Annotated in this window: 24 protein-coding genes; 12 read left to right on the top strand and 12 right to left on the bottom strand. The window is 64.3% G+C overall.

The features are described 5' to 3' along the window. Positions 1-102: 102 nt before the first annotated feature. Positions 103-630, top strand: a complete 528-nt coding sequence (gene ppa / locus QTH97_RS00395) for an inorganic diphosphatase (RefSeq protein ID WP_286565988.1) — start codon at positions 103-105, stop codon at positions 628-630. Positions 631-697: 67 nt separating this feature from the next. Here the strand turns inward: ppa and QTH97_RS00390 are convergent, their stop codons facing one another. Both QTH97_RS00390 and QTH97_RS00385 read right to left on the bottom strand, forming a co-directional pair. Next, positions 698-1873, bottom strand: coding sequence for a GNAT family N-acetyltransferase (locus QTH97_RS00390; protein WP_286565987.1), 1176 nt, complete (start codon positions 1871-1873; stop codon positions 698-700). Positions 1874-1883: 10 nt separating this feature from the next. Further along, positions 1884-2822: a DMT family transporter gene (locus QTH97_RS00385; RefSeq protein ID WP_286565986.1), complete on the bottom strand. Its 939-nt coding sequence runs from the start codon at positions 2820-2822 to the stop codon at positions 1884-1886. A gap of 105 nt (positions 2823-2927) precedes the next feature. Here QTH97_RS00385 and QTH97_RS00380 point away from each other — a divergent pair, with 105 nt between their 5' ends. Both QTH97_RS00380 and QTH97_RS00375 read left to right on the top strand, forming a co-directional pair. Then, the gene (locus QTH97_RS00380; protein WP_286565985.1) at positions 2928-4661 is read left to right on the top strand and encodes an NAD+ synthase; all 1734 of its coding nucleotides are present in this window, start codon (positions 2928-2930) and stop codon (positions 4659-4661) included. Beyond that, positions 4618-4956: a P-II family nitrogen regulator gene (locus tag QTH97_RS00375; protein ID WP_286565984.1), complete on the top strand. Its 339-nt coding sequence runs from the start codon at positions 4618-4620 to the stop codon at positions 4954-4956. Before QTH97_RS00380 ends, QTH97_RS00375 begins: the two co-directional genes overlap by 44 nt. A 125-nt stretch (positions 4957-5081) precedes the next feature. On the opposite strand, the gene QTH97_RS00370 is transcribed toward QTH97_RS00375, so the two are convergent. Genes QTH97_RS00370 through QTH97_RS00345 form a run of 6 tightly spaced genes read right to left on the bottom strand, consistent with a single transcriptional unit; the run spans position 5082 to position 8505 of the window. After that, on the bottom strand, positions 5082-5672 hold the full coding sequence (locus QTH97_RS00370) for an LOG family protein (RefSeq protein WP_286565983.1): 591 nt from the start codon (positions 5670-5672) through the stop codon (positions 5082-5084). Between the two features lie 30 nt (positions 5673-5702). Beyond that, a complete protein-coding gene (locus QTH97_RS00365) occupies positions 5703-6095 on the bottom strand; it encodes a diacylglycerol kinase (protein WP_286565982.1) in 393 nt (130 codons plus the stop codon). Further along, positions 6092-6658, bottom strand: coding sequence for an RDD family protein (locus QTH97_RS00360; protein ID WP_286565981.1), 567 nt, complete (start codon positions 6656-6658; stop codon positions 6092-6094). Before QTH97_RS00360 ends, QTH97_RS00365 begins: the two co-directional genes overlap by 4 nt. A 19-nt stretch (positions 6659-6677) precedes the next feature. Further along, positions 6678-7499: a DUF3106 domain-containing protein gene (locus tag QTH97_RS00355; protein WP_286565980.1), complete on the bottom strand. Its 822-nt coding sequence runs from the start codon at positions 7497-7499 to the stop codon at positions 6678-6680. A gap of 14 nt (positions 7500-7513) precedes the next feature. Then, on the bottom strand, positions 7514-7942 hold the full coding sequence (locus QTH97_RS00350; RefSeq protein ID WP_286565979.1) for a DUF3619 family protein: 429 nt from the start codon (positions 7940-7942) through the stop codon (positions 7514-7516). Beyond that, positions 7939-8505, bottom strand: a complete 567-nt coding sequence (locus QTH97_RS00345; RefSeq protein ID WP_286567057.1) for an RNA polymerase sigma factor — start codon at positions 8503-8505, stop codon at positions 7939-7941. Before QTH97_RS00345 ends, QTH97_RS00350 begins: the two co-directional genes overlap by 4 nt. Positions 8506-8791: 286 nt before the next feature. Between QTH97_RS00345 and QTH97_RS00340 the strand changes: the two genes are divergently transcribed. From QTH97_RS00340 to QTH97_RS00310, 7 genes are all read left to right on the top strand, one after another. Then, the gene (locus tag QTH97_RS00340) at positions 8792-10576 is read left to right on the top strand and encodes an acetolactate synthase 3 catalytic subunit (RefSeq protein ID WP_286565977.1); all 1785 of its coding nucleotides are present in this window, start codon (positions 8792-8794) and stop codon (positions 10574-10576) included. A 129-nt stretch (positions 10577-10705) separates the two neighbouring features. Continuing rightward, positions 10706-11197: an acetolactate synthase small subunit gene (gene ilvN / locus QTH97_RS00335; protein WP_068683703.1), complete on the top strand. Its 492-nt coding sequence runs from the start codon at positions 10706-10708 to the stop codon at positions 11195-11197. Positions 11198-11238: 41 nt separating this feature from the next. Further along, a complete protein-coding gene (gene ilvC / locus QTH97_RS00330) occupies positions 11239-12255 on the top strand; it encodes a ketol-acid reductoisomerase (protein WP_286565976.1) in 1017 nt (338 codons plus the stop codon). Positions 12256-12419: 164 nt separating this feature from the next. Next, complete coding sequence (pssA, locus tag QTH97_RS00325; protein ID WP_286565975.1) at positions 12420-13244, top strand: CDP-diacylglycerol--serine O-phosphatidyltransferase; 825 nt, start codon at positions 12420-12422, stop codon at positions 13242-13244. A gap of 179 nt (positions 13245-13423) precedes the next feature. Then, positions 13424-15127, top strand: coding sequence for a 2-isopropylmalate synthase (gene leuA, locus QTH97_RS00320; protein WP_286565974.1), 1704 nt, complete (start codon positions 13424-13426; stop codon positions 15125-15127). A gap of 60 nt (positions 15128-15187) precedes the next feature. Next, a complete protein-coding gene (locus QTH97_RS00315; protein ID WP_286565973.1) occupies positions 15188-16729 on the top strand; it encodes a 2-isopropylmalate synthase in 1542 nt (513 codons plus the stop codon). A gap of 116 nt (positions 16730-16845) precedes the next feature. Then, a complete protein-coding gene (locus QTH97_RS00310) occupies positions 16846-18006 on the top strand; it encodes a serine hydrolase (protein ID WP_286567056.1) in 1161 nt (386 codons plus the stop codon). A gap of 51 nt (positions 18007-18057) precedes the next feature. Here the strand turns inward: QTH97_RS00310 and QTH97_RS00305 are convergent, their stop codons facing one another. The 3 genes from QTH97_RS00305 to aat are packed head-to-tail and all read right to left on the bottom strand — an operon-like array spanning position 18058 to position 20380. Further along, positions 18058-18852, bottom strand: coding sequence for an IclR family transcriptional regulator (locus QTH97_RS00305; protein WP_286565972.1), 795 nt, complete (start codon positions 18850-18852; stop codon positions 18058-18060). Between the two features lie 29 nt (positions 18853-18881). Beyond that, positions 18882-19631 (bottom strand): arginyltransferase, encoded by a 750-nt coding sequence (locus QTH97_RS00300; protein ID WP_286565971.1) that lies wholly within the window; start codon positions 19629-19631, stop codon positions 18882-18884. After that, a complete protein-coding gene (gene aat, locus QTH97_RS00295) occupies positions 19628-20380 on the bottom strand; it encodes a leucyl/phenylalanyl-tRNA--protein transferase (protein WP_286565970.1) in 753 nt (250 codons plus the stop codon). Before aat ends, QTH97_RS00300 begins: the two co-directional genes overlap by 4 nt. Before the next feature lie 116 nt (positions 20381-20496). Here aat and QTH97_RS00290 point away from each other — a divergent pair, with 116 nt between their 5' ends. Beyond that, entirely contained in the window at positions 20497-22827 is a 2331-nt protein-coding gene (locus tag QTH97_RS00290) for a xanthine dehydrogenase family protein molybdopterin-binding subunit (protein ID WP_286565969.1), read from the top strand. Between the two features lie 11 nt (positions 22828-22838). On the opposite strand, the gene pobA is transcribed toward QTH97_RS00290, so the two are convergent. Beyond that, the gene (gene pobA, locus QTH97_RS00285; RefSeq protein ID WP_286565968.1) at positions 22839-24020 is read right to left on the bottom strand and encodes a 4-hydroxybenzoate 3-monooxygenase; all 1182 of its coding nucleotides are present in this window, start codon (positions 24018-24020) and stop codon (positions 22839-22841) included. Positions 24021-24141: 121 nt separating this feature from the next. Here pobA and QTH97_RS00280 point away from each other — a divergent pair, with 121 nt between their 5' ends. Beyond that, positions 24142-24912, top strand: a complete 771-nt coding sequence (locus QTH97_RS00280; protein ID WP_286565967.1) for an IclR family transcriptional regulator domain-containing protein — start codon at positions 24142-24144, stop codon at positions 24910-24912. Positions 24913-24956: the final 44 nt, after the last annotated feature.

Genomic DNA, 24956 nt, shown 5'->3' with positions numbered 1-24956 from the left:
AAAAGTCGCGTTCTGTGCGACTGCGCCGTGACATGGAAAGTAAACTTCGGGTTTGTCCGCATCCGGCGTACAACACTTTCAACTACTCCAAAGACACGCACCATGTCCCTCGGCAAAGTTTCTCCTGGCAAAGACGCCCCCGAAGCCTTTAACGTCATCATCGAAATCCCGATGAACGCTGACCCGATCAAGTACGAAGTCGACAAGGAATCGGGCGCGATCTTCGTCGACCGCTTCATGACCACCGCCATGCACTACCCGACCAACTACGGCTACGTGCCGCAGACCCTGTCGGGCGACGGCGATCCGGTCGATGTGCTGGTGATCACGCCCTGGGCGTTGGTGCCGGGCGTGGTCGTGCCATGCCGGCCCATCGGCATCCTGATGATGGAAGACGAAGCCGGCATCGACGGCAAGGTGCTCGCCGTGCCGACCGACAAGGTGCTGCCCATCTACAGCCACTGGAAGAAGGTCGAGGACGTGAACCCGATGCGCCTGAAGGCCATCACGCACTTCTTCGAGCACTACAAGGATCTCGAAGCCGGCAAGTGGGTCAAGGTGCTGGGCTGGGAAGGCATCGACGCGGCCAAGAAGGAAATCATGGACGGCATCGCGAACTTCAAGAAGTAAGTTTCAGGCCCGGTTATTTTGGAATGCGCCTCGCGGCATGTGTCGCGAGGCGTCTTTTTTTGGGGGATCAATCCCGAGCGCGGAACGGGCTGCGCTCGCCGAGGTGGTCCATGTAGTTCTCGATGCCGGCGCCTTCGCGTTCGAGAAATCGCTCGACGGCATCGGCGAACGCGGGATGCGCCAGCCAGTGCGCGCTCGTGGTCATGACGGGCATCAGGGCCCGCGCCATCTTGTGTTCGCCTTGCGCGCCGCCCTCGAACCGCTCGACGCCGTGCTCGATGCACCACTGCAGCGGCTGGTAGTAGCAAGCCTCGAAGTGAAGGCAATCGACGCGCTCGAGTGCGCCCCAGTAGCGCCCGTAGGACACGAGCGGGCGCTCGGAGGCATCGTCACCGCCCAGGCCCGCGGAGAGCGCGATCAGGCTCGCCGCGATCGGCTTGCCGCCGCGTTCCGCGATGAAGAGCAGCCACGACTCGGGCATGCCGGCTGCCATGCGATGAAAGAAGTCGCGGTTCAGGTAGGGCGGATTGCCGTGCTCCCGATAGGTGCGGGCGTAGCAGCGATAGAAGAAGTCCCAGTCGGCGTTGCCGATGTCGGTGCCGCGCGACCAGCGAAAGCTCACGCCGGCATCGCGAACCTTGCGGCGCTCCTGGCGAATCTTCTTGCGCTTGTCGTGCGAGAGGGTGGCGAGGAAGGCGTCGAAGTCGGTCCACGCACCATTCGTCCAATGGAACTGAACGGTGTGACGCAACATCAGGCCGGCCTCCGAGCATGCCGCGATGTCCTCGTCCGAGCCGAAGAGGAGGTGCAGCGACGAAACTTCCGACTCCTTGCACCATGCGACCAGCGCTTGCGCCAGAAGGGTGCGGCTCGCCTCATCGCGCGCAAGCAGGCGCGCACCGGGCACGGGCGTGAATGGCACGGCGACGACGGCCTTCGGGTAGTAGGCCAGTCCATGCTGCTCGTACGCATTGGCCCAGGCCCAGTCGAACACATACTCCCCGTACGAATGGTCCTTGACATAGAGCGGGCAGGCGGCGTTGAGCTGATCGCCTTGCCAGAGCGTGATGAACTGCGGCGTCCAGCCACTGGCCGTAGACGCGCTGCGACTGGCGTCCAGCGCGTTCAGGTACGCGTGGCGCATGAAGGGGGAGGGCGCAGGCTGCAAGGCCAGCAACTCGTCCCAGGCGGCGGCGTCGATCTCCGACGGCGAGTTGTGAATGCGGATGACAGGATCGATCAATGGCGCCTCGTCAACGCTTGGGGGCCCCGAGGCTCTCGGCGATGTAGATGCCGCCCAGCACCAGCGCCAAAGCTACCGCGTGGTAGGCCGACAGCGGCTCGGCAAGGATCAGCACGGCCAGCAGGGGTCCGAAGATCGGAACCAGGTTGAGGAACACGCCAGCCCGCGCAGGGCCGATCAGCCCCACCGCGTGGATGAACGCGACCTGCGAGATGAACGACGGCAACAGGCCGATGAACAGCACCAGCGCAATGCCCTTTGCCGTTGGCATGAAGAACTGCCCCATGGCGATCTCGGCGGCCACCAGCGGCAGCGAAACGATGCATGCGACCGCCGCAGTGGCCGCAAAGAAAACGATGGCCGGCACCTCCGGGCGTCTGCGCAGCCCGAGTGCATAGCCCGCGTATAACAGGCACGCGATGATCATCCACACGTCGCCGATGTTGAAGTCCAGTTGCGCCAGCATGGCGAGTTGCCCGCGCGATGCAACGACCGCGATTCCGGCGAGCGTCAGCGCCACGCCCACGATCTGCAGGCCCGTGATTCGACTGCGGAAGAAGAAAAAACTGCCCACCAGCACGAGCACCGGAATGGTGCCCTGGATGATCGCGATGTTGATCGCCGTCGTGTGATGCGCTGCCGCGTAGAAGAGGGCGTTGAAGCCTGTGAAGCCGAGCGCGCCCATGAGCGCGATGGAGCGCCACGATGGCAGCAGCACGCGCCAGTGCGTGGCGATCTCATGGCGTGAAGTGAGGCCGAGCGCCGCGCAGCAGACGATCCAGCGCGAGAAGGTCAGCATCATCGGCGAGACTTCGCCCACTGCGAGACGGGCTGCCACCGCGTTGGCGCCCCACGTCAGCGTGGTGAACACGAGCAGCACGTAGGCCTGGCCCTGGGGTCGCGGAACGAAGGAGTCGAAGAAGCTGGCGAGAGAAGAACCTGTGCGCATCGCCCGGCGAGAGTAACAGCCCCCGCGATGTCGCGTGCAAGGCGGGCCACGACGCCTCTTCGCAGGGCCGATGACATAATCGATCAGCCCCTTTCTTGCTTCGATATGACACTGAAACTCGCGATCGCGCAGCTCAATTTCGTGGTGGGTGACCTCACCGGCAATGCGCGGAAGATCGTCGATGCGGCGCGATCCGCCCATGCGCAAGGTGCCCGCCTCCTGCTCACGCCCGAACTCTCGATCTGCGGCTACGCGGCGGAGGACATGTTCCTGCGGCCGGCCTTCGTGTCGGCCTGCGACGATGCGGTTTCGGCTGTCGCGGTGGAACTGGCGGATCTTGACGGCATGGTGGTCGTTGTCGGCCATCCCACGGGCGGAAGCCTTCGCGGCAAGTCGGTCGCCGTGCAGTTGCGGCACAACGCCGCCAGCGTGCTCAGCGAAGGCCGGATTCTGGGCACCTACGCCAAGCGCGAACTGCCCAACTACCAGGTGTTCGACGAGCGCCGCTATTTCACGCCCGGCGACGGCGTCTGCGTGTTCGAAGCCGGCGGAGTGTCCGTCGGCCTGTTGATCTGCGAGGACGCCTGGTTCGACGAACCGGCGCGGCTCGCCAAGGATGCCGGCGCCGAGGCGCTGGCGGTCATCAATGCGTCACCTTTCCACGTCGGAAAGGAGGGCGAGCGCGTGGCGCGCATGGCGGACCGTGCCAAGGCCGTCGGCCTGCCGCTCGTCTATGCGCACCTGGTGGGGGGACAGGACGAAGTCGTGTTCGACGGTGCCTCGTTCGCGCTGCAGTCCGATGGCAGCACTGCGCTGCAGGCGGAGAGTTTCACGGAGAAGCTGGTCTTCGCGCAGATGGAACGCAATGATGGCAGTGTTCGCTTCGTGCGCGACGAGATTGCGCTGGCGCCTCCGCGCCAAGCTGAAGCGCAGCTCTGGGACGCACTGGTGCTGGGCGTTCGCGACTACATCGGCAAGAACGGCTTTCCCGGCGCGATCCTGGGCCTGTCCGGCGGCATCGATTCCGCGCTGGTGCTCGCAGTTGCCGTCGATGCACTGGGCAAGGACAAGGTGCGCGCGGTCATGATGCCGTCCCCCTACACCGCCGACATCAGCTGGATCGATGCGCGCGAGATGGCCCGGCGGCTCGGGGTGCGCTACGACGAAATCTCGATCAAGCACACCTTCGAGTCCTTTCTGGGCGCGCTGTCCGACGACTTCAAGGGGCTGCCCGACGACACAGCCGAGGAAAACCTCCAGGCCCGCATTCGGGGCACGCTCCTGATGGCCTTGTCCAACAAGTTCGGCTCGATCGTGCTGACCACCGGCAACAAGAGCGAGATGGCCACGGGCTATTGCACGTTGTACGGTGACATGGCGGGCGGGTTCGCGGTCATCAAGGACCTGCTGAAGACGACCGTTTTCGCGCTGGCGCGCTGGCGCAATGCCCACGACCCATACGGCACCGGCTCGGAGCCGATTCCCGAGCGGATCATCGTGCGCCCGCCGAGCGCCGAACTGCGTCCGGACCAGACCGATCAGGACAGCCTCCCGCCCTACGAAGTCCTCGATGGGATCCTCGCGCGCTACATGGAAGACGACGAAGGCATCGATGAAATCATCGCGGCGGGCTATGAGCGCACCGTCGTCGAGCGCGTGGCCCGCCTGATCAAGATCAACGAGTACAAAAGACGCCAGGCTCCAGTGGGAATCCGGGTCACCCATCGGAGCTTTGGCAAGGATTGGCGCTACCCTATCACCAGCAAGTTCAACGAAACCGCCGGAAGAAAGACCTATGAAGCAAATCACCGCCATCCTCAAACCGTTCAAGCTCGATGACGTGCGCGAGGCCCTGGCCGAGGTCGGCGTCACCGGGCTCACCGTGACAGAGGTCAAGGGCTTCGGCCGACAGAAGGGGCACACCGAGCTCTACCGGGGCGCGGAGTACGTGGTCGACTTCCTGCCGAAAATGAAGGTAGAGGTGGTCGTGAACGAGGCGGACGTCGATCGCTGCGTCGATGCCATCGTCAGCGCGGCGCGCACGGGCAAGATCGGCGACGGCAAGATCTTCGTGACCAATGTGGAGCGCGTCGTGCGCATCCGCACGGGCGAAGAGGACGAAGCGGCGGTATAGAGCTCGCCCCCAGGCTGCGCCCACCGTGTGTTGATGCGCCAGCCCCCTGCCTGGTGCGGGCCGGCCACTACGGGGGGCGGGCGCGGCGGGGCTCCAAAGGGCGCTGCGCCATTTTCCTGGTCCTGCTACAGGACTTCTGCCAGCTTGTCGCCGCGGGGGTGGAGGCGGGCTTCCTCAAGGAGAGCTTCGAGGAGGGCCGTCGAGTTGTCGCCGGTGCGCACCAGGTCCATTTGCCATTCGCCCATGAAGCCTTCGCGCACGCTGTGCGCGAGGAAGGCCAGGAGCGCATCGTAGTAGCCGTCGACGTTCAAGATGCCGACCGGCTTGTCGTGGTAGCCGAGCTGCCGCCAGGTCCAGATCTCGAACAGTTCTTCCAGCGTGCCGATGCCGCCGGGAAGAGCGATGAAGGCGTCCGCGCGCTCGCCCATCATGGCCTTGCGCTCATGCATGGTGTCGACGACATGCAATTCGTCGCTTTGGCGGTTGGCGAGTTCCTTGTCGACGAGGGCCTTGGGGATGATGCCGACGACGCGGCCGCCCGCGGCACCGGTGGCCTGGGCGACGGTGCCCATCAGCCCGGTGCGGCCGCCGCCGTAGACGAGTTGGCCACCGCGTTCGCCGATCCAGCGGCCGACGGCCTGGGCCAGTTCCGTGAATTCAGGCCGCTCGCCGGGCCGCGAGCCGCAGTACACGCAAATTGAGAATGAGGGAGTCATGCCCTCCATCATGCCGCGCCCGAGCGTCGTCTATGTGGCGAAGCGTTGCCAGAGCGCCGCGATCCAGATGCCGCTGCACAGCAGGATGGAAAGCAGCACGGCGGCGCTGCCGAGGTCCTTGGCGGTCTTGGAGAACGAATGCCACTCCGGGCCGATGCGGTCGATGGCGGCTTCGATGCCGCTGTTGAGCAACTCGACGATCAGCACCAGGACCACCGTCGACACGAGGAGCGCGATCTCGACCCAACTCCGGCCGACCCAGAAGGCTGCAGGCAGCATCACGATGGCGCAAACTACCTCTTGCCGGAAAGCGGCTTCATGCCAGGCGGCACGAAAGCCATCGACCGAAATGAGCGTCGCATGCCAGACCCGGGCCAAGCCCCGCCGCGACTTCTGCGGGTTGGCGGAACTCGAGTCACTCATCGTCTGCTGAGCGGCTTGGAGGCGATCAGCCGTGTGCCCGCCCAGGCGTCGTGCCAGAACTGACGCTCCGGGTGGAATCGCGCAAGGAGGGCCCAGACGATCACCCAGCCGACGATCAGCACCGTGGACTCGCCGCCTGACAGCTTGAAAGGTGATATTGCGGCAAGGGGCGGCAGGAACCAGACCCAACTCAGCAGATAGCGCGCAAGAGCCCGGCCCTGCGTGAGCGGGCGGCCAAGACGGTCGACCACCCGGATGCCCCAGGTCTTCATGGCCAGCGTCTGCCCTTTGGACCAGAACCAGCCGAAGTACACGCCGAAGACGACGAACAGGAAGGCTTGCAGCAGGTGCCGGCGCGAATCCATCGCGTCGCGCATCTGGCCCAGGGTGCTGAACAGCCAGCCGGCGACGAACACCACGGCGAAAAGCAGCATGCCCTCGTAGAGCCAGCAGGCCATGCGGCGCCAGAGGCCAGGCGCTGTGAGCAGCGCGGGTGTTGGTGGGGTCGCGTTGTCGGAAACCGGGCGCGCTGATGCGGGCCTCTCGGAGGAACTGGGGGTCATCACCACCTTGGGACTTGGATCACGGCGCGGAAGAGGGCTGCTCGGTCAGGCGCACGGGCGGCGTGGCCGGGGCGGCCGGCAATTCGGCGGCGGGCGCGGCGGCGGGCGGCGAAGGCACCTGCGCCTCCGCGCTCACGGGCGGAAAAGCGGGTGCGGGCGCCGGCGGTGCAACGGGTGGCCGCGCGGATGCCACGGGCGCCGGCGGAGGTGCCAGTTGAATTCGCGGCGTGTGCTGGCCATCGGGGTTGATGGCTGGAAGGGGGGCGAGCTTTTGAGCCGGCACAGGACGAATGGTGGGCGCTGCGCCCGGCGTCGCCGACGTCGTGGCGCGCGCGGCGAGCTTGCCCTTTTCCTCGTCGCTGAGGGCCTGGTAGGCCTCCCACTTGGCCTTGCGCTCGTCCACCGGGACCTGCTTGACGTCGGCGAAATTGAGCCGCGCCTGTGCGCGCTGCTGGTTGCTCAGGCTCGCCCACTCGGTCATCCGGCTATGAAGGATCTCCTGGTCCGCGTCGGGCAATTTGGCGTAGTCGCGCGAAATCGCAAGCCACTTGCGCTTGTGCGGTTCGGTGAGATCGTCCCAAACCGGAGCGAGAGGCTGGAGCGCCCGCTGCTGGCGAGTCGTCAGGTCGCGCCACAAGGGCTTGGAGACTGTCTGCTTGGCCGGTGGCGCCGTCGTTTGGGCGGCGGAGGTGGCGGGCTTGGCCGATTGCGCCTTCGCGGAGGTCGCCAGGAAACCCGCATCCGCAAACAGCAGGCCCGCGATCACCCACGCGCCGGTGGTCCAGGGGCGCGACCGCGCCAGGCCGAGCGCTTCGGCGCGAGGAAGGGGACGTGGCGACATTCGGTAGCGGGCGATCAACGTTCGGACGTGGCGTCCGTCTTCAGGAACTGCGCAAAACCCGGGTCGGTATAGGCCGCGGGCGGCAAATCGTCGGTCAACAACGCCGAGTCGACCTCGGCGAGTTCGTTGGCGCGGTTGTCCTCCTGCAGCACGCTGATGGCCATCAGCCCGGCCACGAGGGCGATCAGCGGAACGACCGAACCGATGCGCGTCCACCACCAGCCGGCACCCAGCACAGCCGTGCGGCCGTTCGACACCACCGCAGGGGCTGTGCGAAGCTGCGGAACCACCTTGCGGCGGGCCACCGCCTGCACCCGGGCGGCACGCAGCCGCTCGCCGACCTCGTGCGACAAGTCGAGGTTGCCGGCTGAGAGGCGGCTGGCGACACGGCGGCCGAATTGCTCTTCGAGCGCATCGGAGGAGGCAGAAAGCGTTGTATTCATAGCGAAATTCCCTTGGCCTTGAGCGCTTTGCTCAAGGCATGAACGGCGCGCGAGCAATGGGTCTTCACGCTCCCTTCGGAGCAACCCATTGCGGCGGCCGTTTCGGCGACGTCCATTTCTTCCCAGTAACGCATCAGAAAGGCCTCGCGTTGACGCCCCGGCAACGCGGCGATTTGTTCCTCGATTTCGTGAAACACCTGGGCGCGCCTCGTCGTGTCCTCGGCGCTTTCGGTTTCCCGCTGGTCCATGGGTAGCTGGACGTGCTCGAGCAGGTCGAAATCACCGTCATCGTCCACTGACTCGAAGTCGCTCAGGTTCGAGAAGAGGGCCCTTCGAGTTTTCTGGCGCCGGAACCAGTCGAGGGTCGAATTCGAGAGGATTCGCTGGAACAGGAGCGGCAATTCGCTGGCCGGCTTGTCGGCGTAGTGCTCGGCCAGCTTCATCATGCTGTCCTGCACGATGTCGAGCGCCGCCTCTTCGTCCCGCACGTGGTAGACGGAGCGCTTGAAAGCGCGCCGTTCAACGCTCTTCAGGAAGTCGGAAAGTTCTTGTTCAGTGGCCAAGCGAGTCTGGCGCCGGGAAGGCGCCGCGTGGGGATATGTCTCTGAGGGACGTTGGAGTTTTCGCCGCCGCGGATTATGCCTTTGCGCATGCTTTGGCCCTTGGCGGGTTGGCGAAGGTCGATCCAGTGTCATAATCCGCCTTGCAAGTCAAAAGGCAAACGGGTCACGGTCCGGCGGCATATCAAATCCGCCCATGGTTGTGGCCTCAAGTCCTGACGCGGTTTCAAAAGAGCTGGCGAAGGGGCACCCAAGGTTTTTCGTTCCCGAAAAAACACAAAGGTTGATCATGGAAATCTCAAAGGCGGAACTCGCTTCCGCAGCAGCCGCATCCTCTGCGATGGGCAATCAAGCGCAAGAACTCATGGGCGCCGAAGTGCTGGTCAAGGCACTGCAGGCCGAAGGCGTCCAGTACGTCTGGGGCTATCCGGGCGGTGCGGTTCTCTACATCTACGACGCGTTCTACAAGCAGGACACCATCCAGCACGTTCTGGTGCGTCATGAGCAAGCGGCCGTGCATGCGGCCGACGGTTATGCACGCGCCACCGGCGAGGTGGGCGTGGCGCTGGTCACTTCCGGCCCCGGCCTGACCAATGCGGTCACCGGCATTGCCACCGCCTACATGGACAGCATCCCGATGGTGATCATCTCGGGGCAGGTTCCGACGGCGGCGATCGGGCTCGATGCGTTCCAGGAATGCGACACGGTCGGCATCACGCGCCCCATCGTCAAGCACAACTTCCTCGTCAAGGATCCGAAGGATCTCGCCATGACGATGAAGAAGGCCTTCCACATCGCACGCAGCGGCCGTCCGGGCCCGGTGGTCGTGGACGTGCCGAAAGACGTCTCCTTCAAGAAGGTCACGTACAACGGCTATCCCGACAAGGTCGAGATGCGCTCGTACAACCCCGTGCGCAAGGGGCACGGCGGGCAGATCCGCAAGGCGCTGCAGCTCCTGCTGGCGGCCAAGCGTCCCTACATCTACACGGGCGGCGGCGTGCTGCTCGGCAACGCGACGAACGAGTTGCGCACGCTGGTCGACATGCTCGGCTATCCGGTCACCAACACCCTGATGGGGTTGGGCGCCTACCCGGCAAGCGACCGCAAGTTCCTCGGCATGCTCGGCATGCACGGCACCATCGAGGCCAACAACGCCATGCAGAACTGCGACGTGCTGCTGGCGGTGGGCGCTCGGTTCGACGATCGCGTGATCGGCAACCCCAAGCACTTCGCGCAGAACGAACGCAAGATCATCCACGTCGACATCGACCCCTCCAGCATCTCCAAGCGGGTCAAGGTCGACATCCCGATCGTGGGCGACGTGAAGGAGGTGCTGGCCGAACTGATCTCGATGATCAGGGAAAGCTCCACGCGTCCCGACGCGGGCGCGCTTGCCAGCTGGTGGGACACCATCGAAGGCTGGCGCAGCAAGGACTGCCTCAAGTACGACCGCGGCAACAAGGATGTGATCAAGCCGCAGTACGTGGTCGAGACCCTCTGGAACATGACCAAGGACGCCGACACCTACATCACGTCGGACGTCGGGCAGCACCAGATGTGGGCCGCACAGTACTACCGCTTCGACGAGCCGCGTCGCTGGATCAATTCGGGCGGCCTGGGCACCATGGGCGTCGGCATTCCCTATGCGATGGGCATCAAGCTCGCGAAGCCCGAGTCGGAAGTGTTCTGCATCACCGGCGAAGGGTCGGTTCAGATGTGCATCCAGGAGCTGTCGACCTGCCTGCAATACAACACGCCGATCAAGATCTGCTCGTTGAACAACCGCTATCTCGGCATGGTTCGTCAGTGGCAGGAGATCGAGTATTCGGGCCGCTACAGCCACAGTTACATGGACGCGCTGCCGAACTTCGTGAAGCTCGCCGAGGCCTATGGCCACGTAGGCATGCTGATCGAGCGCCCGCAGGATGTGGAACCGGCGCTGCGCGAGGCGCGCAAGCTCAAGGACCGCACCGTGTTCATGGATTTCCGTACCGACCCCACCGAGAACGTGTTCCCGATGGTCAAGGCCGGCATGGGCATCACCGAAATGCTGCTGGGCTCCGAGGACCTTTAATCAGACGAAAAGCCGGCCCGTCCAGCGGACCGGCGCCTTGTTCAACCTACTTCCGACGAATCTATTGCCCGCCAAGCCCGCGCATTACCGTGCACGGGGGAGGGCGGCGAAAAGAGGAGTCTGCTTGCCATGAAACACATCATTGCCGTGTTGCTCGAAAACGAGCCCGGTGCACTCTCCCGCGTCGTGGGCCTGTTCTCCGCCCGCGGCTACAACATCGAATCGCTGACCGTCGCTCCCACCGAGGATGCCAGCCTGTCGCGCATGACCATCGTCACCGCGGGTTCCGACGATGTGATCGAGCAGATCACCAAGCATCTCAACCGCCTGATCGAGGTCGTCAAGGTCGTCGACCTGACCGAAGGCGCCTACACCGAGCGTGAGCTCATGATGGTGAAGGTGCGTGCGGTCGGCAAGGAGCGCGAGGAGATGATGCGCATGGCCGAGATCTTCCGGGGCCGCATCATCGACGTGACCGACAAGAGCTACACCATCGAGCTCACTGGCGACCACGGCAAGAACGACGCGTTTCTCGAAGCCATCGATCGCGGCGCGATCCTCGAGACCGTCCGTACCGGCGCCAGCGGCATCGGCCGCGGCGAGCGCATCCTGCGCGTTTGAATCACCTGTCCCACATCCACAGAATCTACGAAGGAGAAATCATGAAGGTCTACTACGACAAGGACGCTGATCTGAGCCTCATCAAGGGCAAGACGGTTGCAATCATCGGCTATGGCAGCCAAGGCCATGCACACGCCCAGAACCTGAACGACAGTGGCGTGAAGGTCGTCGTCGGCCTGCGCAAGGGCGGCGCTTCCTGGCCCAAGGTCGAGAAGGCCGGCCTCAAGGTCGCCGAAGTGGCTGACGCCGTGAAGGCAGCCGATGTGGTCATGATCCTGTTGCCCGACGAGCAGATCGCCAACGTCTACAAGAACGACGTCGCTCCGAACATCAAGGAGGGCGCTTCGCTCGTCTTCGCGCACGGCTTCAACGTGCACTACGGTTTCGTGCAGCCGCGCGCCGACCTCGACGTGTGGATGGTGGCTCCCAAGGCGCCCGGCCACACCGTGCGCAACACCTACACGCAAGGTGGCGGCGTGCCGCACCTGATCGCGGTCCACGCCGACAAGAGCGGCAAGGCGCGTGACCTGGCGCTGTCGTACGCCACGGCCAATGGTGGCGGCAAGGCCGGCATCATCGAGACCAACTTCCGCGAAGAAACCGAGACCGACCTCTTCGGCGAACAGGCCGTGCTGTGCGGCGGTACCGTCGAACTGATCAAGGCCGGCTTCGAGACACTGGTGGAAGCTGGGTACGCGCCCGAGATGGCGTACTTCGAATGCCTGCACGAACTGAAGCTGATCGTCGACCTGATTTATGAAGGCGGCATCGCCAACATGAACTACTCGATCTCGAACAACGCCGAGTACGGCGAGTACGTCACGGGTCCGCGCATCGTGACCGACGAGACCAAGAAGGTCATGAAGCAGGTCCTGAAGGACATCCAGACCGGCGAATACGCCAAGAGCTTCGTGCTGGAAAACGCGGGCGGCGCGCCCACGCTGATCAGCCGCCGCCGTCTGAATGCCGAGCACCAGATCGAAGTGGTCGGCGAGAAGCTGCGCGCGATGATGCCCTGGATCAAGAAGAACAAGCTGGTCGACCAGACCCGCAACTGATCGGACCTGTCCGACATGACAAGGGCCACCCATTGCGGTGGCCCTTTTCTTTCAGGGCGCGAGAGCGCCTGAACTACACTGCGAGCCGATGCGTTCGATACCCTCTTTTGCCATGAATCTGACAGCCCCATGCGCCGCGAAGTCGAGCGCCGGAGGTCGATCGAATGCATGACGACACCATTCCCGACGACGTCCCGGCGCGCAAGCGCCGCAAGGGCATCTACATCCTGCCGAACCTGTTCACGCTGGCGGCATTGTTCGGTGGCTTCTACGCGATCGTGATGGCGATGAACGCGCGCTTCGACCTCGCGGCCCTTGGCGTCTTCGCCGCCATGATCCTCGACAGCCTCGACGGACGCGTGGCGCGCATGACGAACACGCAGAGTGCCTTCGGCGAACAGATGGATTCGCTGTCGGACATGGTGTCCTTCGGCGCTGCGCCTGCGCTCATTGCCTACGAATGGTCCCTGAAGGGATTGGGGCGTTGGGGATGGATCGCGGCGTTTGTCTATTGCGCCTGCGCGGCCCTGCGCCTCGCGCGCTTCAACGTCAACACGGGCGTGGTCGACAAGCGCTGGTTCCAGGGCTTGCCGTCGCCAGCCGCTGCGGCGCTCGTCGCGGGCTTCATCTGGCTCATGACCGAGTGGGGCCGGCGCGGCGGGGAGGTGCTGTATCTCTCATGGCAGCAGATCACGTGGATTACCTTCGGCTTCACGCTGTACGCGGGCCTGTCGATGGTGACCAATGCGCCGTTCTACAGCTTCAAGGACATCCAGATGAAGCGCAGCGTGCCCTTCGCCGCGATCGTGCTGATCGCGCTCGGCATCGCTGTGGTCAATATCCATCCGCCGACGGTACTGTTCGGCATGTTCGTCGCCTACGGGCTCAGCGGCTATGTGGTCTATGCCTGGCGCAAGGCCAAGGGCCAGCAGGTGAGCGTGATCAGCATCTCGACCGACGAGCCTGACGAGCGCGGGCTGCACAACTGATCCTGGCTGTGCTACATTCACGGCTCTCATGAACAAGATTTCGCTGGCCCTACTACTGATCCCCTACGGGCGGAGTCGGTAGCGCGCGCGCAAATCCTGCACCACGGCCCGTTCGCACCAGCAACGGGCCGTTTTGTTTTGGGGTTGCTGGTTGATCCAACCACAGCGAGAAATATCAGATGTTGAAGCAACCCAACCTCAAGTACCGTCCCTTCGCACCGGTCGGCCTCAAGGACCGCACCTGGCCCGATGCCGTGCTGACCCAGGCTCCGATCTGGCTGTCGACCGACCTGCGCGACGGTAACCAGGCGTTGGTGGAGCCGATGGACATCACTCGCAAGATGCGGATGTTCGAAACGCTGGTGGCGATCGGATTCAAGGAAATCGAGGTGGGGTTTCCTTCTGCCTCGCAGGTCGAGTTCGATTTCGTGCGCAAGCTGATCGAGGAAGACCGCATTCCCGATGACGTGACGATTCAGGTGCTCACCCAGGCGCGCGACCACCTGATCGAGCGCACTTTCGAGTCGCTGCAAGGTGCGCCACGCGCCATCGTGCATCTGTACAACGCCGTCGCGCCCGTCATGCGGCGCGTGGTCCTCGGCATGGACGAGGATCAGATCGTCGAACTGGCGACCACGCACGCACGCATGTTCAACGAACTCGCGGCGAAGCAGCCGAACACGCGCTGGACCTTCCAGTATTCGCCGGAGATGTTCTCGGGCACCGACCTCGCATTCTCGAAGCGCGTGGTGGATGCCGTGACGGAAGTCTGGGCGCCGACGCCGACGAACAAGTGCATCGTCAATCTGCCGTCGACCGTCGAGCATTCGACGCCCAACATCTTTGCCGACATGATCGAGTGGATGCATCGCAACCTGGCGCGCCGCGATGCGATCGTCCTGTCCGTGCATCCCCACAACGATCGCGGGACTGGCACGGCTGCGGGCGAGTTTGCGTTGATGGCGGGCGCCGATCGAATCGAAGGCTGCCTGTTCGGAAACGGCGAGCGGACCGGCAACCTCGACCTCGTGAACGTTGCGCTCAATCTGTACACCCAGGGCGTTTCGCCTGGGCTCGACTTCTCGAACATCGACGAGATCCGCGCCACGGTCGAGCACTGCAACCAGTTGCCGGTTCATCCGCGCCACCCGTACGTCGGAGACCTGGTCTACACGTCGTTCTCTGGATCGCACCAGGACGCGATCAGGAAAGCCTTCGGTGCGCGCAAGGACGGCGACATCTGGGACATGCCGTACCTGCCGATCGACCCGAAGGACGTGGGACGCAGCTACGAGGCCGTGATTCGCGTCAACAGCCAGTCCGGCAAGGGCGGCATCGCGTACCTGCTCGAAAGCGAATACGGACTCGAGTTGCCGCGTCGTCTCCAGATGGAATTCAGCCAGACCGTGCAACGCGTCATGGATGTCGCCGGCAAGGAGCTCACTGCCGCCGACCTGTGGGCGTTGTTCGAGCGCGAGTATCGCGTTCGCGACGAAACCGGCCCGCAGCACCGTGTGCTGGAAGAGCAGGGGGAGGGCGCCACTGCCTCGGTGGTGCTGCGTGCAGACCTGCCGTGGGAAGGTGAAATTCGCGCTATCGAGGGCCGCGGCAACGGGCCGATCGACGCTTTCATCCACGCCCTGGCCGGTGCGACGGGTCATTCGATCCGCGTGATCGACTACCACCAGCATGCCATCGGTGCCGGCGCCGATGCGCAAGCCGTGGCCTACCTCGAATTGCGCGTGGACGACGCGACGACCCTGTTCGGCGTCGGCATGGATGCGAACATCATTTCGGCGTCGCTCAAGGCCATCGTTTCAGGGTTGACTCGGGCGCGGGCGCAGGGCGCGCGCAGCGCACAATCGGTGGCTGAGCCAGCGTGACGCGCTGACGCCCACATTGCCCCGCCTGCGCGGGGCAAACAGAATCCAAGGAGATCCACGATGGCCGACGACAAACTGATCATTTTCGACACGACCTTGCGCGACGGCGAACAGTCGCCTGGCGCTTCCATGACCAAGGACGAAAAGCTGCGCATCGCCCGACAGCTTGAGCGCCTCCGGGTAGACGTGATCGAAGCCGGTTTCCCGGCCAGCTCGAACGGCGACTTCGACGCCGTGTCGGCCATCGCCAAGGCGATCAAGGATTCAATCGTTTGCGGCCTGTCGCGCGCCAATGACAGAGACATCTCGCGCGCCGCCGAGGCGCTCAAGGGCGCGGCCAACGGCCGCATCCACACCTTCATCGCGACCTCTCCGCTGCACATGGAGAAGAAGCTGCGGATGACGCCGGACGAGGTGTTCGAACAGGCGAAGCTGGCGGTCCGCTTTGCGCGCAATCTGGTCGCCGACGTCGAGTTCAGCCCGGAGGACGGCTACCGGAGCGATCCCGACTATCTGTGCAGGGTGCTCGAAGCGGTCATCAACGAAGGGGCCACCACGATCAACGTGCCGGACACCGTCGGTTACGCCATTCCCGAGCTCTACGGCAACTTCATCAGGACGCTGCGCGAGCGCATCCCGAACAGCGACAAGGCCGTCTGGTCCGTGCATTGCCACAACGACCTCGGCATGGCGGTGGCCAACTCCCTGGCCGGCGTGAAGATCGGCGGAGCGCGCCAGGTCGAGTGCACCATCAACGGCCTCGGAGAGCGCGCCGGCAACTGCTCGCTGGAGGAAATCGTCATGGCCGTGAAGACCCGAAAGGATTACTTCGGCCTGGAACTGGGCATCGACACGCGGCACATCGTGGCCGCCAGCCGCATGGTCAGCCAGACCACGGGCTTCGTGGTCCAGCCGAACAAGGCTGTGGTCGGGGCCAACGCCTTCGCACATGCATCAGGCATCCACCAGGATGGCGTTCTCAAGGCGCGCGACACCTACGAAATCATGCGTGCCGAGGACGTCGGCTGGACCGCCAACAAGATCGTGCTTGGCAAGTTGAGCGGGCGGAACGCCTTCAAGCAGCGCCTGCAGGACTTGGGCGTGACGATGGAGAGCGAGTCCGACATCAACGCCGCGTTTGCCCGCTTCAAGGAGCTCGCGGATCGAAAAAGTGAAATATTTGACGAAGATATCCTCGCTTTGGTCAGCGACGAGGAGCTCTCGCACGTTGGAGAGCAGTTTGGATTTGTATCCTTGTCGCAACATAGTGAAACAGGTGAGCGGCCTCAGGCGCGCGTCGTGTTTACAGTGCAGGGCAAAGAGGTAACCGGTGAGTCGGATGGGAATGGGCCGGTCGACGCGTCGCTGAAGGCGATCGAGTCTCACGTGAAAAGCGGCGCTGAAATGGTGCTGTATTCGGTGAACGCGATCAGCGGATCGACCGAGAGCCAGGGGGAAGTGACTGTGCGTTTGCAGAATGCCGGGCGCGTCGTGAACGGCGTGGGTGCGGACCCCGACATCGTGGTTGCATCGGCCAAGGCTTATTTGAGTGCCCTCAACAAGTTACAGAGCCAAGCTGAGAGAGTAGCGGCACAAGGTTAGGTTTCGCGGGATCCTTGCTTTCGATTGAAGAAAAGGATGCAAGTAACTGATATTGCGTGTCTTTTTTGATTTCGATAAACTTGCGGCTTTCTTACGTCGCCGCTGGAGAATTCTTAATGCCCGAAGCCCGTTTCAACCGAGTTTCCAGCCAGCGGTTCCTTCCCGCATTTCGTATCATCGCCGTCGCGCTCTGCGCCACGGCGTTTTTGTTGCCATCGGCCTTCGCGGCAAAGAAAGAGCCTGCCAAGAAGACGGCAGCCAGCGCCGACAGCAAGCGCAAGACGGCCGCCGTACCCGCTCGCGCCACGTCCAAGCAGGTCGCGGACAAGAGTGAACGCATGGTGAGCGGCGGTCGCAATGTAGTGGCTTCCATCCGCCAGAAGAACGGCAAGACTGTTGTTGCTGTACAACGTCGATCGGTGGTGCGTGTTGCAGAAATGCCTGCCCGCCAGTCTTTCGGCCAACTGGCCGGTCTGCACAGCACCGAAGATGCCCTGGACCTGAAGTCAAGCGTGGCGCTCGTGATCGACCAGGACACCCACGAGGTGCTCTTCAGCAAGAACGACCACGCCGTCCTGCCGATCGCTTCCCTGACCAAGCTCATGACCGGTCTGCTGATCAGCGAGGCCAAGTTGCCCTCTGACGAACTGATCACCATCACGCAGGACGACGTCGATACCGAGAAGGGAAGCCGTTCGCGGCTGACCGTGGGTTCGACCTTGCCGCGCGGTGAACTCCTGCACCTGGCACTCATGTCGAGCGAGAACCGTGCGGCGCATGCCTTGGGCCGGACCTATCCGGGTGGCCTTGCCACGTTCGTGAGCGTCATGAATGCCAAGGCCAAGATGCTCGGCATGAAGGACACCCGCTATGTGGAGCCCACGGGCCTGTCCAGCCGCAATCAATCGAGCGCCCAGGATCTCGCGCTGCTGGTGAATGCAGCCTACGCCGACGCCACCGTGCGCCAGCTTTCCACGTCGCCGGAATACCAGGTCGAAGTCGGCAACCGGGTTCTGCAGTTCAATACCACGAACCGGCTCGTCAAGAGCCCGGACTGGGATATCGGCGTCCAGAAGACCGGCTACATCTCGGAAGCGGGTCAATGCCTGGTGATGCAGGCCAGGATTGCCGGGCGCAAGCTGATCATGGTGTTCCTCGATTCGGCGGGCAAGCTCAGCCGCATTGGCGACGCCGAGCGCGTACGGCGCTGGGTCGAAGCCAATCACATGCTGATCCCGGCTGCACAACAGAACGTCGCTGCGCACATCGCTGGCTGAAGAAGCCGGCTTCTCCTTCTTTCATTCCCGCCAACGACGGCCTGACTCCAATCAGGCTGCCGCTGGCGTGCTCGCCTTGTAGCCCAAGGCGCTGGAGATCTCATTGGCAGTGGCTTGCAGCTTGGGCAGCCAACCGTCGTCCAGGCGATCCGCCGGTGCAGAGATCGACAAACCGGCAACGAGCTTGCCCTGGTCGTCGTAGATCCCGGCTGCCATGCAGCGCACGCCGAGTTCAAGTTCCTCGTTGTCGCGCGCGATGCCGTACTGGCGCGCCTTGGAGAGTTCACGCTCCAACGCCGGCAGTTGCGTGATGCTGTTGCGCGTATGGCCCGCCAGGCCGGTTCGCGTGGCATAGCTGCGGACGCGCTGAGGCTCGTCCACGGCGAGGAACAGCTTGCCTGTCGATGTGAGATGCAAAGGGGCTCGTCCGCCGATGGCGCGCACCACCTGCATGCCGGAGCGCTCGCTGTAGGCGCGCTCGATGTACACGATTTCATCGCCCTGGCGCATGCTGAGGTTCACCGGTTGCTGCGTGAGCTTGTGCAGCTCGCGCATCGGCGTCATCGCGGCGTCGCGCACATTGAGCCGGCCTTTGACCAGGTTGCCCAATTCCAGCAGGCGCATGCCGAGCCGGTAGCTGCCTGCCTCGGGGCGATCGACGAAACGGCCGACGGCGAGGTCGTTCAGGATCCGATGGGTGGTGGACGGATGCAATCCCGTCTTCTCGCTGATCTCCTTGAGGGAAATCGCTTCTTCACGTGACGCAAGGACGTCGATCAGCGAAAACATCCGCTCGATGACCTGGATCACGGGCGTGGCTGGAACGTCGGATTGGGGTTTTCTCATGTGCAACGCGGTTTGGACCGGTCGCGATTTTACTTGGTGAAATGGCCTGGTGGTTGCCATTGGCCGTCGATCAGCACCTCGTGGGGGGTGTACCGGGCCTTGTAGTTCATCTTGGCGCTGCCCTCGATCCAGTAGCCGAGGTAGACATGGGGCAACTGGAGCTTGCGGGCCTGCTCTATCTGCCACAACACGCTGTAGTTGCCGTAGCCGGCGCCGACCTCGGGCTCGTAGAAGGTGTAGACCGCCGAGAGGCCGTCGTTCAGCACGTCCAGGATCGACACCATCTTTAAGGCACCGGCACTGCCGTCCGGCTGCGTTTCGCGGAACTCCACGAGGCGGGAATTGACCCGGCTCTGGAGCAGGAACTGGGTGTACTGGTCGATGCTGTCGTGGTCCATGCCGCCGCCGGCATGCCTGCCGTTCTGGTAGCGCAGGTACAACTGATAGTGCTCGGGCACGAAACAGAGCTTCAGGACCCGCGCTTGCAGATTGGAGTGGCGTGACAGCGCACGGCGCTGACTGCGATTCGGCCGGAAGTCATTGGCGAGCACCCGCAGCGGGACACAGGCGCTGCAACCGTCGCAATACGGCCGGTAGGTGAACATGCCGCTGCGCCGGAATCCGCTCAGCACGAGGTCCGAATAGGCGTCGTTGTGGATCAGGTGACTGGGCGTGGCGACCTGCGAGCGCGCTTGCCGGTCCGGCAGGTAGCTGCACGGATAGGGTGCTGTCGCATAGAACTGCAGCGTATGGAGCGGGAGATCCTTGAGGTGCGTCACGTCGTCGAAGAGGGTCGCGCAGGCAGGAGTTCGTTCCAGTATACGGGGTCGAAGCGCCAATCAGGGCTCGTCTTCAGACGTGCGTGGGCGACGTGCGACACAAGCTGTTTCCGTGAGGTTTCCCGTGCGCCGAGGCTCGCGAGATGGGCGGTGTTCTGTTGGCAATCGATCATGGTGATGCCGTGCCGCCGGCAGAAGCAGACCAGCGCCGCCAGCGCGATCTTGGACGCATCCGGCCGGCGCGCGAACATCGACTCGCCGAACACCGCATGCCCGATCGACACGCAGTAGAGGCCGCCCGCGAGTTCTCCGTCGATCCAGGTCTCGACGCTGTGCGCGTACCCCGCGCGGTGCAGGGCCGAGTAGGCGCGCACCATCTCCGGCAGGATCCAGGTGCCGGTCTGGCCGACACGGGGCGCCTGGGAGCAAGCGGAGATCACGGCTTCAAAACCGTGATCGATGCGAATCTCGCAATCCTGGGTGGAACTGAAGCGGGCCAGCGTCTTGCGCAGCGACCGATGCAACTTGAACCGGCTCACGTCGAGGACCATCCGTGGATCCGGACTCCACCAGAGAATCGGCTGGCCGTCGCTGAACCAGGGGAAGATGCAGTTGCTGTAGGCCTGTAGAAGACTGGCGACGTCGAGTCCGCCGCCTGCGGCGAGGAGGCCGGGTACCGGGTCCGAATCTCCCCATGCCATGGCAGCGTCGGGCAGGGGGTCGCCAGGATCAAGCCAGGGTAGTTGCATGATTTGGATGTATACACGGCTTCGGCTTCTGCGATGGCGTCGCACGCCGAATGTTCCCGAAGCCCATATAGTTGTTCTTGCGCCCGCAACAACTGCTCCAGACAAAGAGGACCACGGTGACCACAGAAACGAATCCCATGCGCTTCGGAAGCGGCCAGGCCGTCAGGCGGCTGGAAGACGAGAACCTCCTCAACGGAACCGGCCGTTACACCGATGACGTCACGCTGCCGGGGCAGGCCTGGTTGAGCTTCGTTCGTTCCCCCTATCCCCATGCGCGGCTGGTGTCGGTCGACACCGCCTCGGCTGCGGCCATGCCCGGCGTGCTGGGCGTCTTCACAGGCGCGGACCTGGCAAAGGCCGGCGTCAAGGCGATGCCCGGCGCGGCGGGGTTCAGGCGGGCGGATGGCGCGGACTGCGCGACGCCGCCTCGGCGGGCGCTGGCACTCGAGCGCGTGCGCTTCGTTGGCGAACCAGTCGCGGTGGTGGTTGCGGAAACCGCGCGGCAGGCGCGCGACGCGGCCGAAGCTGTGATGGTGGACTATGAAGAGCTGCCGATGGTGGTCGACCTCGCCGGCGCGATCGCCGACGGTGCGCCTCTGATCTGCGATGAAGCCACCGGCAACATCGCTGCCGAGATGCGGCACGGGAGCAGCGACGCGACGGCGGCGGCGTTTGCCAAGGCCAGCCACGTGGTGGCACTCGACGTGGTCAACCAACGGGTCGTCGCGCTCACCATCGAGCCTCGCACGGTGCTGGCGGATTTCGACACCGCTACGGATCGGATCACGATCCGCATGAGCACGCAGATGCCTTCGGGCGTTCGCGACTCGATCTGCGACGCAATCGGCCTGGCCAAGGACAAGGTGCGCGTGGTCGTTGGCGACGTCGGCGGCGGCTTCGGGATGAAGACCGGCGCCTATCCAGAAGACATTGCAGTCGCCTTTGCCGCGCGCTCGCTCCGGCGACCAGTGAAATGGGTGGCCGATCGCAGCGAGGAGTTTCTCGCGACCTGCCACGGCCGGGACATCGAGGCCCGCGCCGAACTGGCGCTCGACGCCAAAGGCAAGATCCTGGGCCTGCGCATCAAGACCCACGCCAACGTCGGCGCCTATGCCACCGGCACCGGCGTCGCGATCCAGCTTCTCATCGGCCCCTGGGTGCAGACCAGCGTCTACGACATCCAGACCATCGACTTCCACTTCCTGGCGGTGTTGACCAACACGGCCCCCACCGGCGCCTACCGCGGCGCCGGCCGGCCCGAGGCGATCTACACGATCGAGCGACTGATGGACGAGGCCGCGCGCCAGACCGGCATCGACCGCATCGAGCTGCGCCGGCGCAACTTCATCCAGCCGGAGCAGATGCCCTATACCAACCCGATGCAGCAGACCTACGACACCGGCCAGTTCGAGTCGGTGATGAACCAGGCGCTGACCTTGGCCGATTGGCAGGGATTCGACAAACGCGCGGCTGAATCCAAACGCCACGGGCGGATGCGCGGCCTCGGCATCGCGACCTTCCTCGAATGGACCGGGGGAAACGTGTTCGAAGAGCGGGTAACCGTTTCCGTCCAGGCTGACGGAATCATCGAAGTGTTCTCCGCCGTCAACGGCATGGGGCAGGGCATCGCGACCACCCTCGCCCAACTGGTGGTGGACGCCTTTGGCGTGCCGATCGAGAAAGTGCGCATCGTGATGGGCGACACCGATCGCGGCGACGGTTTCGGCAGCGCAGGTTCCCGCTCGCTCTTCACCGGCGGTTCCGCCGTGCGGATAGGTGCCGAGCGGACCATCGACAAGGCGAAGGAACTCGCCGCCAAGGAACTCGAGGTGTCGGCCGCCGACGTCGAATACTCGGCGGGCGTGTTCAAGGTGGCGGGAACCGATCTGCAACTCGACCTGTTCACCCTGGCCGGACACCAGCCCGAACGCCAGATCTTCGTGGATTCGACGAGCACCGTGGCGGGCCCGACCTGGCCGAACGGTTGCCATATCACCGAGGTCGAAGTCGACCCGCCGACGGGCGACATCAGCGTGGTCAGCTACGCCTCGGTCAATGACGTGGGCCGGGTGGTCAACCCGATGATCGTGCGCGGCCAACTCGAAGGCGGTGCCGTGCAGGGCATCGGGCAGGCGCTTTACGAGCGGGTGGTGTACGACCCGGAAACCGGCCAGCCGCTGACCGGCAGCCTGATGGACTACGCCGCGCCGCGCTCGGACATCGTCGCCTCGATGTTCCGCATGGAAATGGACGAGTCGACCCCATGCAAGAACAACCCGCTGGGCGTCAAGGGCGTGGGCGAACTCGGCACCATCGGCGCCACGCCCGCGATCGTCAACGCGGTGGCGGATGCACTTGCACGCAACGGCCTCGCCGACCGCACGCCGCGCTTGGATATGCCGTTGACGCCGGCTCGCGTCTGGCAATTGATGGCTTCGGCGGCATGAGCCGCCGGCGCTCAGAAGTCCTCGAGCGGCAGGCCGACGTAGTTTTCGGCGAGTGAGGTCGAGGCGGCGCGTGAATGAACCAGGTAGTCGAGCTCCGCTTCCTGGATCTTCTGTCCGAACTCACCGGTCTCCGGAAAGCGGTGCATCAGCGAGGTGAACCACCACGAGAAGCGCTCGGCCTTCCAGACGCGGCGCAAGCAAAGGTCGGAATAGCGGTCGAGCGCCGAGGCTGACTTCTCACCGTAGAAGATCTCGAACGCACGCGACAGGTAGCCGACGTCGGCCGTCGCGAGGTTCAGGCCCTTGGCGCCGGTTGGCGGGACGATGTGAGCCGCGTCGCCTGCCAGGAAAAGGCTGCCGAAGCGCATCGGCTCGGCCACGAAGCTGCGCAGCGGTGCAATGCTCTTTTCGAGCGACGGGCCCGTGACGAGCCGTTCGCGGGCTTCCGGGTCGAGGCGAAGCCGCAGTTCGTTCCAGAAAGCCTCGTCGCTCCAGTTCTCGACACGCTCCTCGGTGGGCACTTGCACGTAGTAGCGGCTGCGCGTCGCGCTGCGCATGCTGCACAGGGCGAAGCCGCGCGAGGTGTTGGCGTAGATCAACTCGTGCGACACCGGCGGAACATCGGCCAGCACGCCGAGCCAACCGAAGGGATAGATCTTTTCGTACAGATGAAGCGACTTCGCCGGGACGCTGGCGCGGCTGACGCCGTGGTACCCGTCGCAGCCGGCGATGAAGTCGCATTCGATCTCGTGCGTGGCGCCGTCTTTCTCGTAGCGCACCCGCGGCGACTTCGTATCGAAGTCGTGCAGGCTCACCTGGGAGGCGCTGTAGATGGTCGTGAGGCCTTCGGCTTCTCGCGCCTCCATGAGGTCGCGAGTCACCTCGGTCTGGCCGTAGACGGTGACCTGCTTGCCATCCGTCAGGCCGTTCATGTCGATGCGATGCCGGGCTCCCTTGAACAAGAGTTCGATGCCTTCGTGCGGCAGGCCCTCCGCCTTGGCGCGCGCATCGACGCCGGCTCGGGCGAGCAGGTCCATCGTGACCTGTTCCAGGACGCCGGCACGGATGCGGCCCAGCACGTATTCGCCGGTCTGGCGCTCGACGATGACGTTGTCGATGCCGGCCTTGTGCAGCAATTGGCCCAGCAAAAGCCCGGCCGGGCCTGCGCCGATGATGGCAACCTGAGTTCGCATGTGTGTCTCCTGATGGCGTTTCGTCGAGCGTAGGGCGACGAGGCCATTTCGGGGCGCTTTGATGGCACGCTCTGTGCGATCATGAGGCAACCTGCGCGATGATCGCGCAACACTTCGCCCCATGACCATCGCCAAGCCAGACTTCATCGAGGGCATCGCCAAGGGAATGGCCGTGCTCGAAAGCTTCGATACCGAGCGCCAACGGCTCAACGCGACCCTGGCCGCCGAGCGCGCGGGCCTGACGCGTGCGGCGGCCCGGCGCCACTTGCTGACGCTGGCGCACCTCGGCTACCTCGAAACCGACGGCAGCTACTTCTGGATGGCGCCCAAGGTGCTGCGCTTCTCGGGAAGCTATCTCGCGTCATCGCGCTTGCCGCGCGCGCTGCAGCCGACGTTGAACCGGCTCGCCGCACAGACGCAGGAGTCGTTTTCCGCCGTGGTGCTCGACGGGGAGGAAGTGGTCATCGTCGCGCGCAGCGGCAGCTACGGCGCGCCGACGCGGGTCCTGGCCTACGGCCTGCACCTCGGCGCGCGCCTGCCTGCCCATGCCACGTCGACCGGGCGCGTGCTGCTCGCCGCGTTGAGCGCCGCCAAGCTCACGGAATGGCTCAAGGGTCGCAGCCTCCCGCGTCTCACACCCCACACGATCACGCAGGCGCGCGAGCTGCGTCAGCGCATCGCCCAGGCGCGCAAGGACGACTTCTGCTTCGCCAGCGAAGAGCACGAACTCGGCGTGCAGGCGCTGGCGGTGCCGCTGCGCGACATGCAGGGCCACATGGTGGCTGCGCTCAACGTGGTGCTGTCCGGCGGGCGCCACCAGGAGGACGCCCTGCGGCGCGACATGCTGCCGCTGCTCTTCGAGGCTGCGCGTGAGGTGAGGGCGCTGCTGTAGGTGCCGGTGAACTCCATCGTCGCTACCATCTCCAAGATCGCTTC

The organism is Variovorax gracilis (assembly GCF_030317115.1).
Lineage (GTDB): Bacteria > Pseudomonadota > Gammaproteobacteria > Burkholderiales > Burkholderiaceae_C > Variovorax > Variovorax gracilis.
The sequence above is the reverse complement of the archived record's forward strand: the minus strand, read 5'-3'. Positions and strand labels throughout refer to the sequence as shown.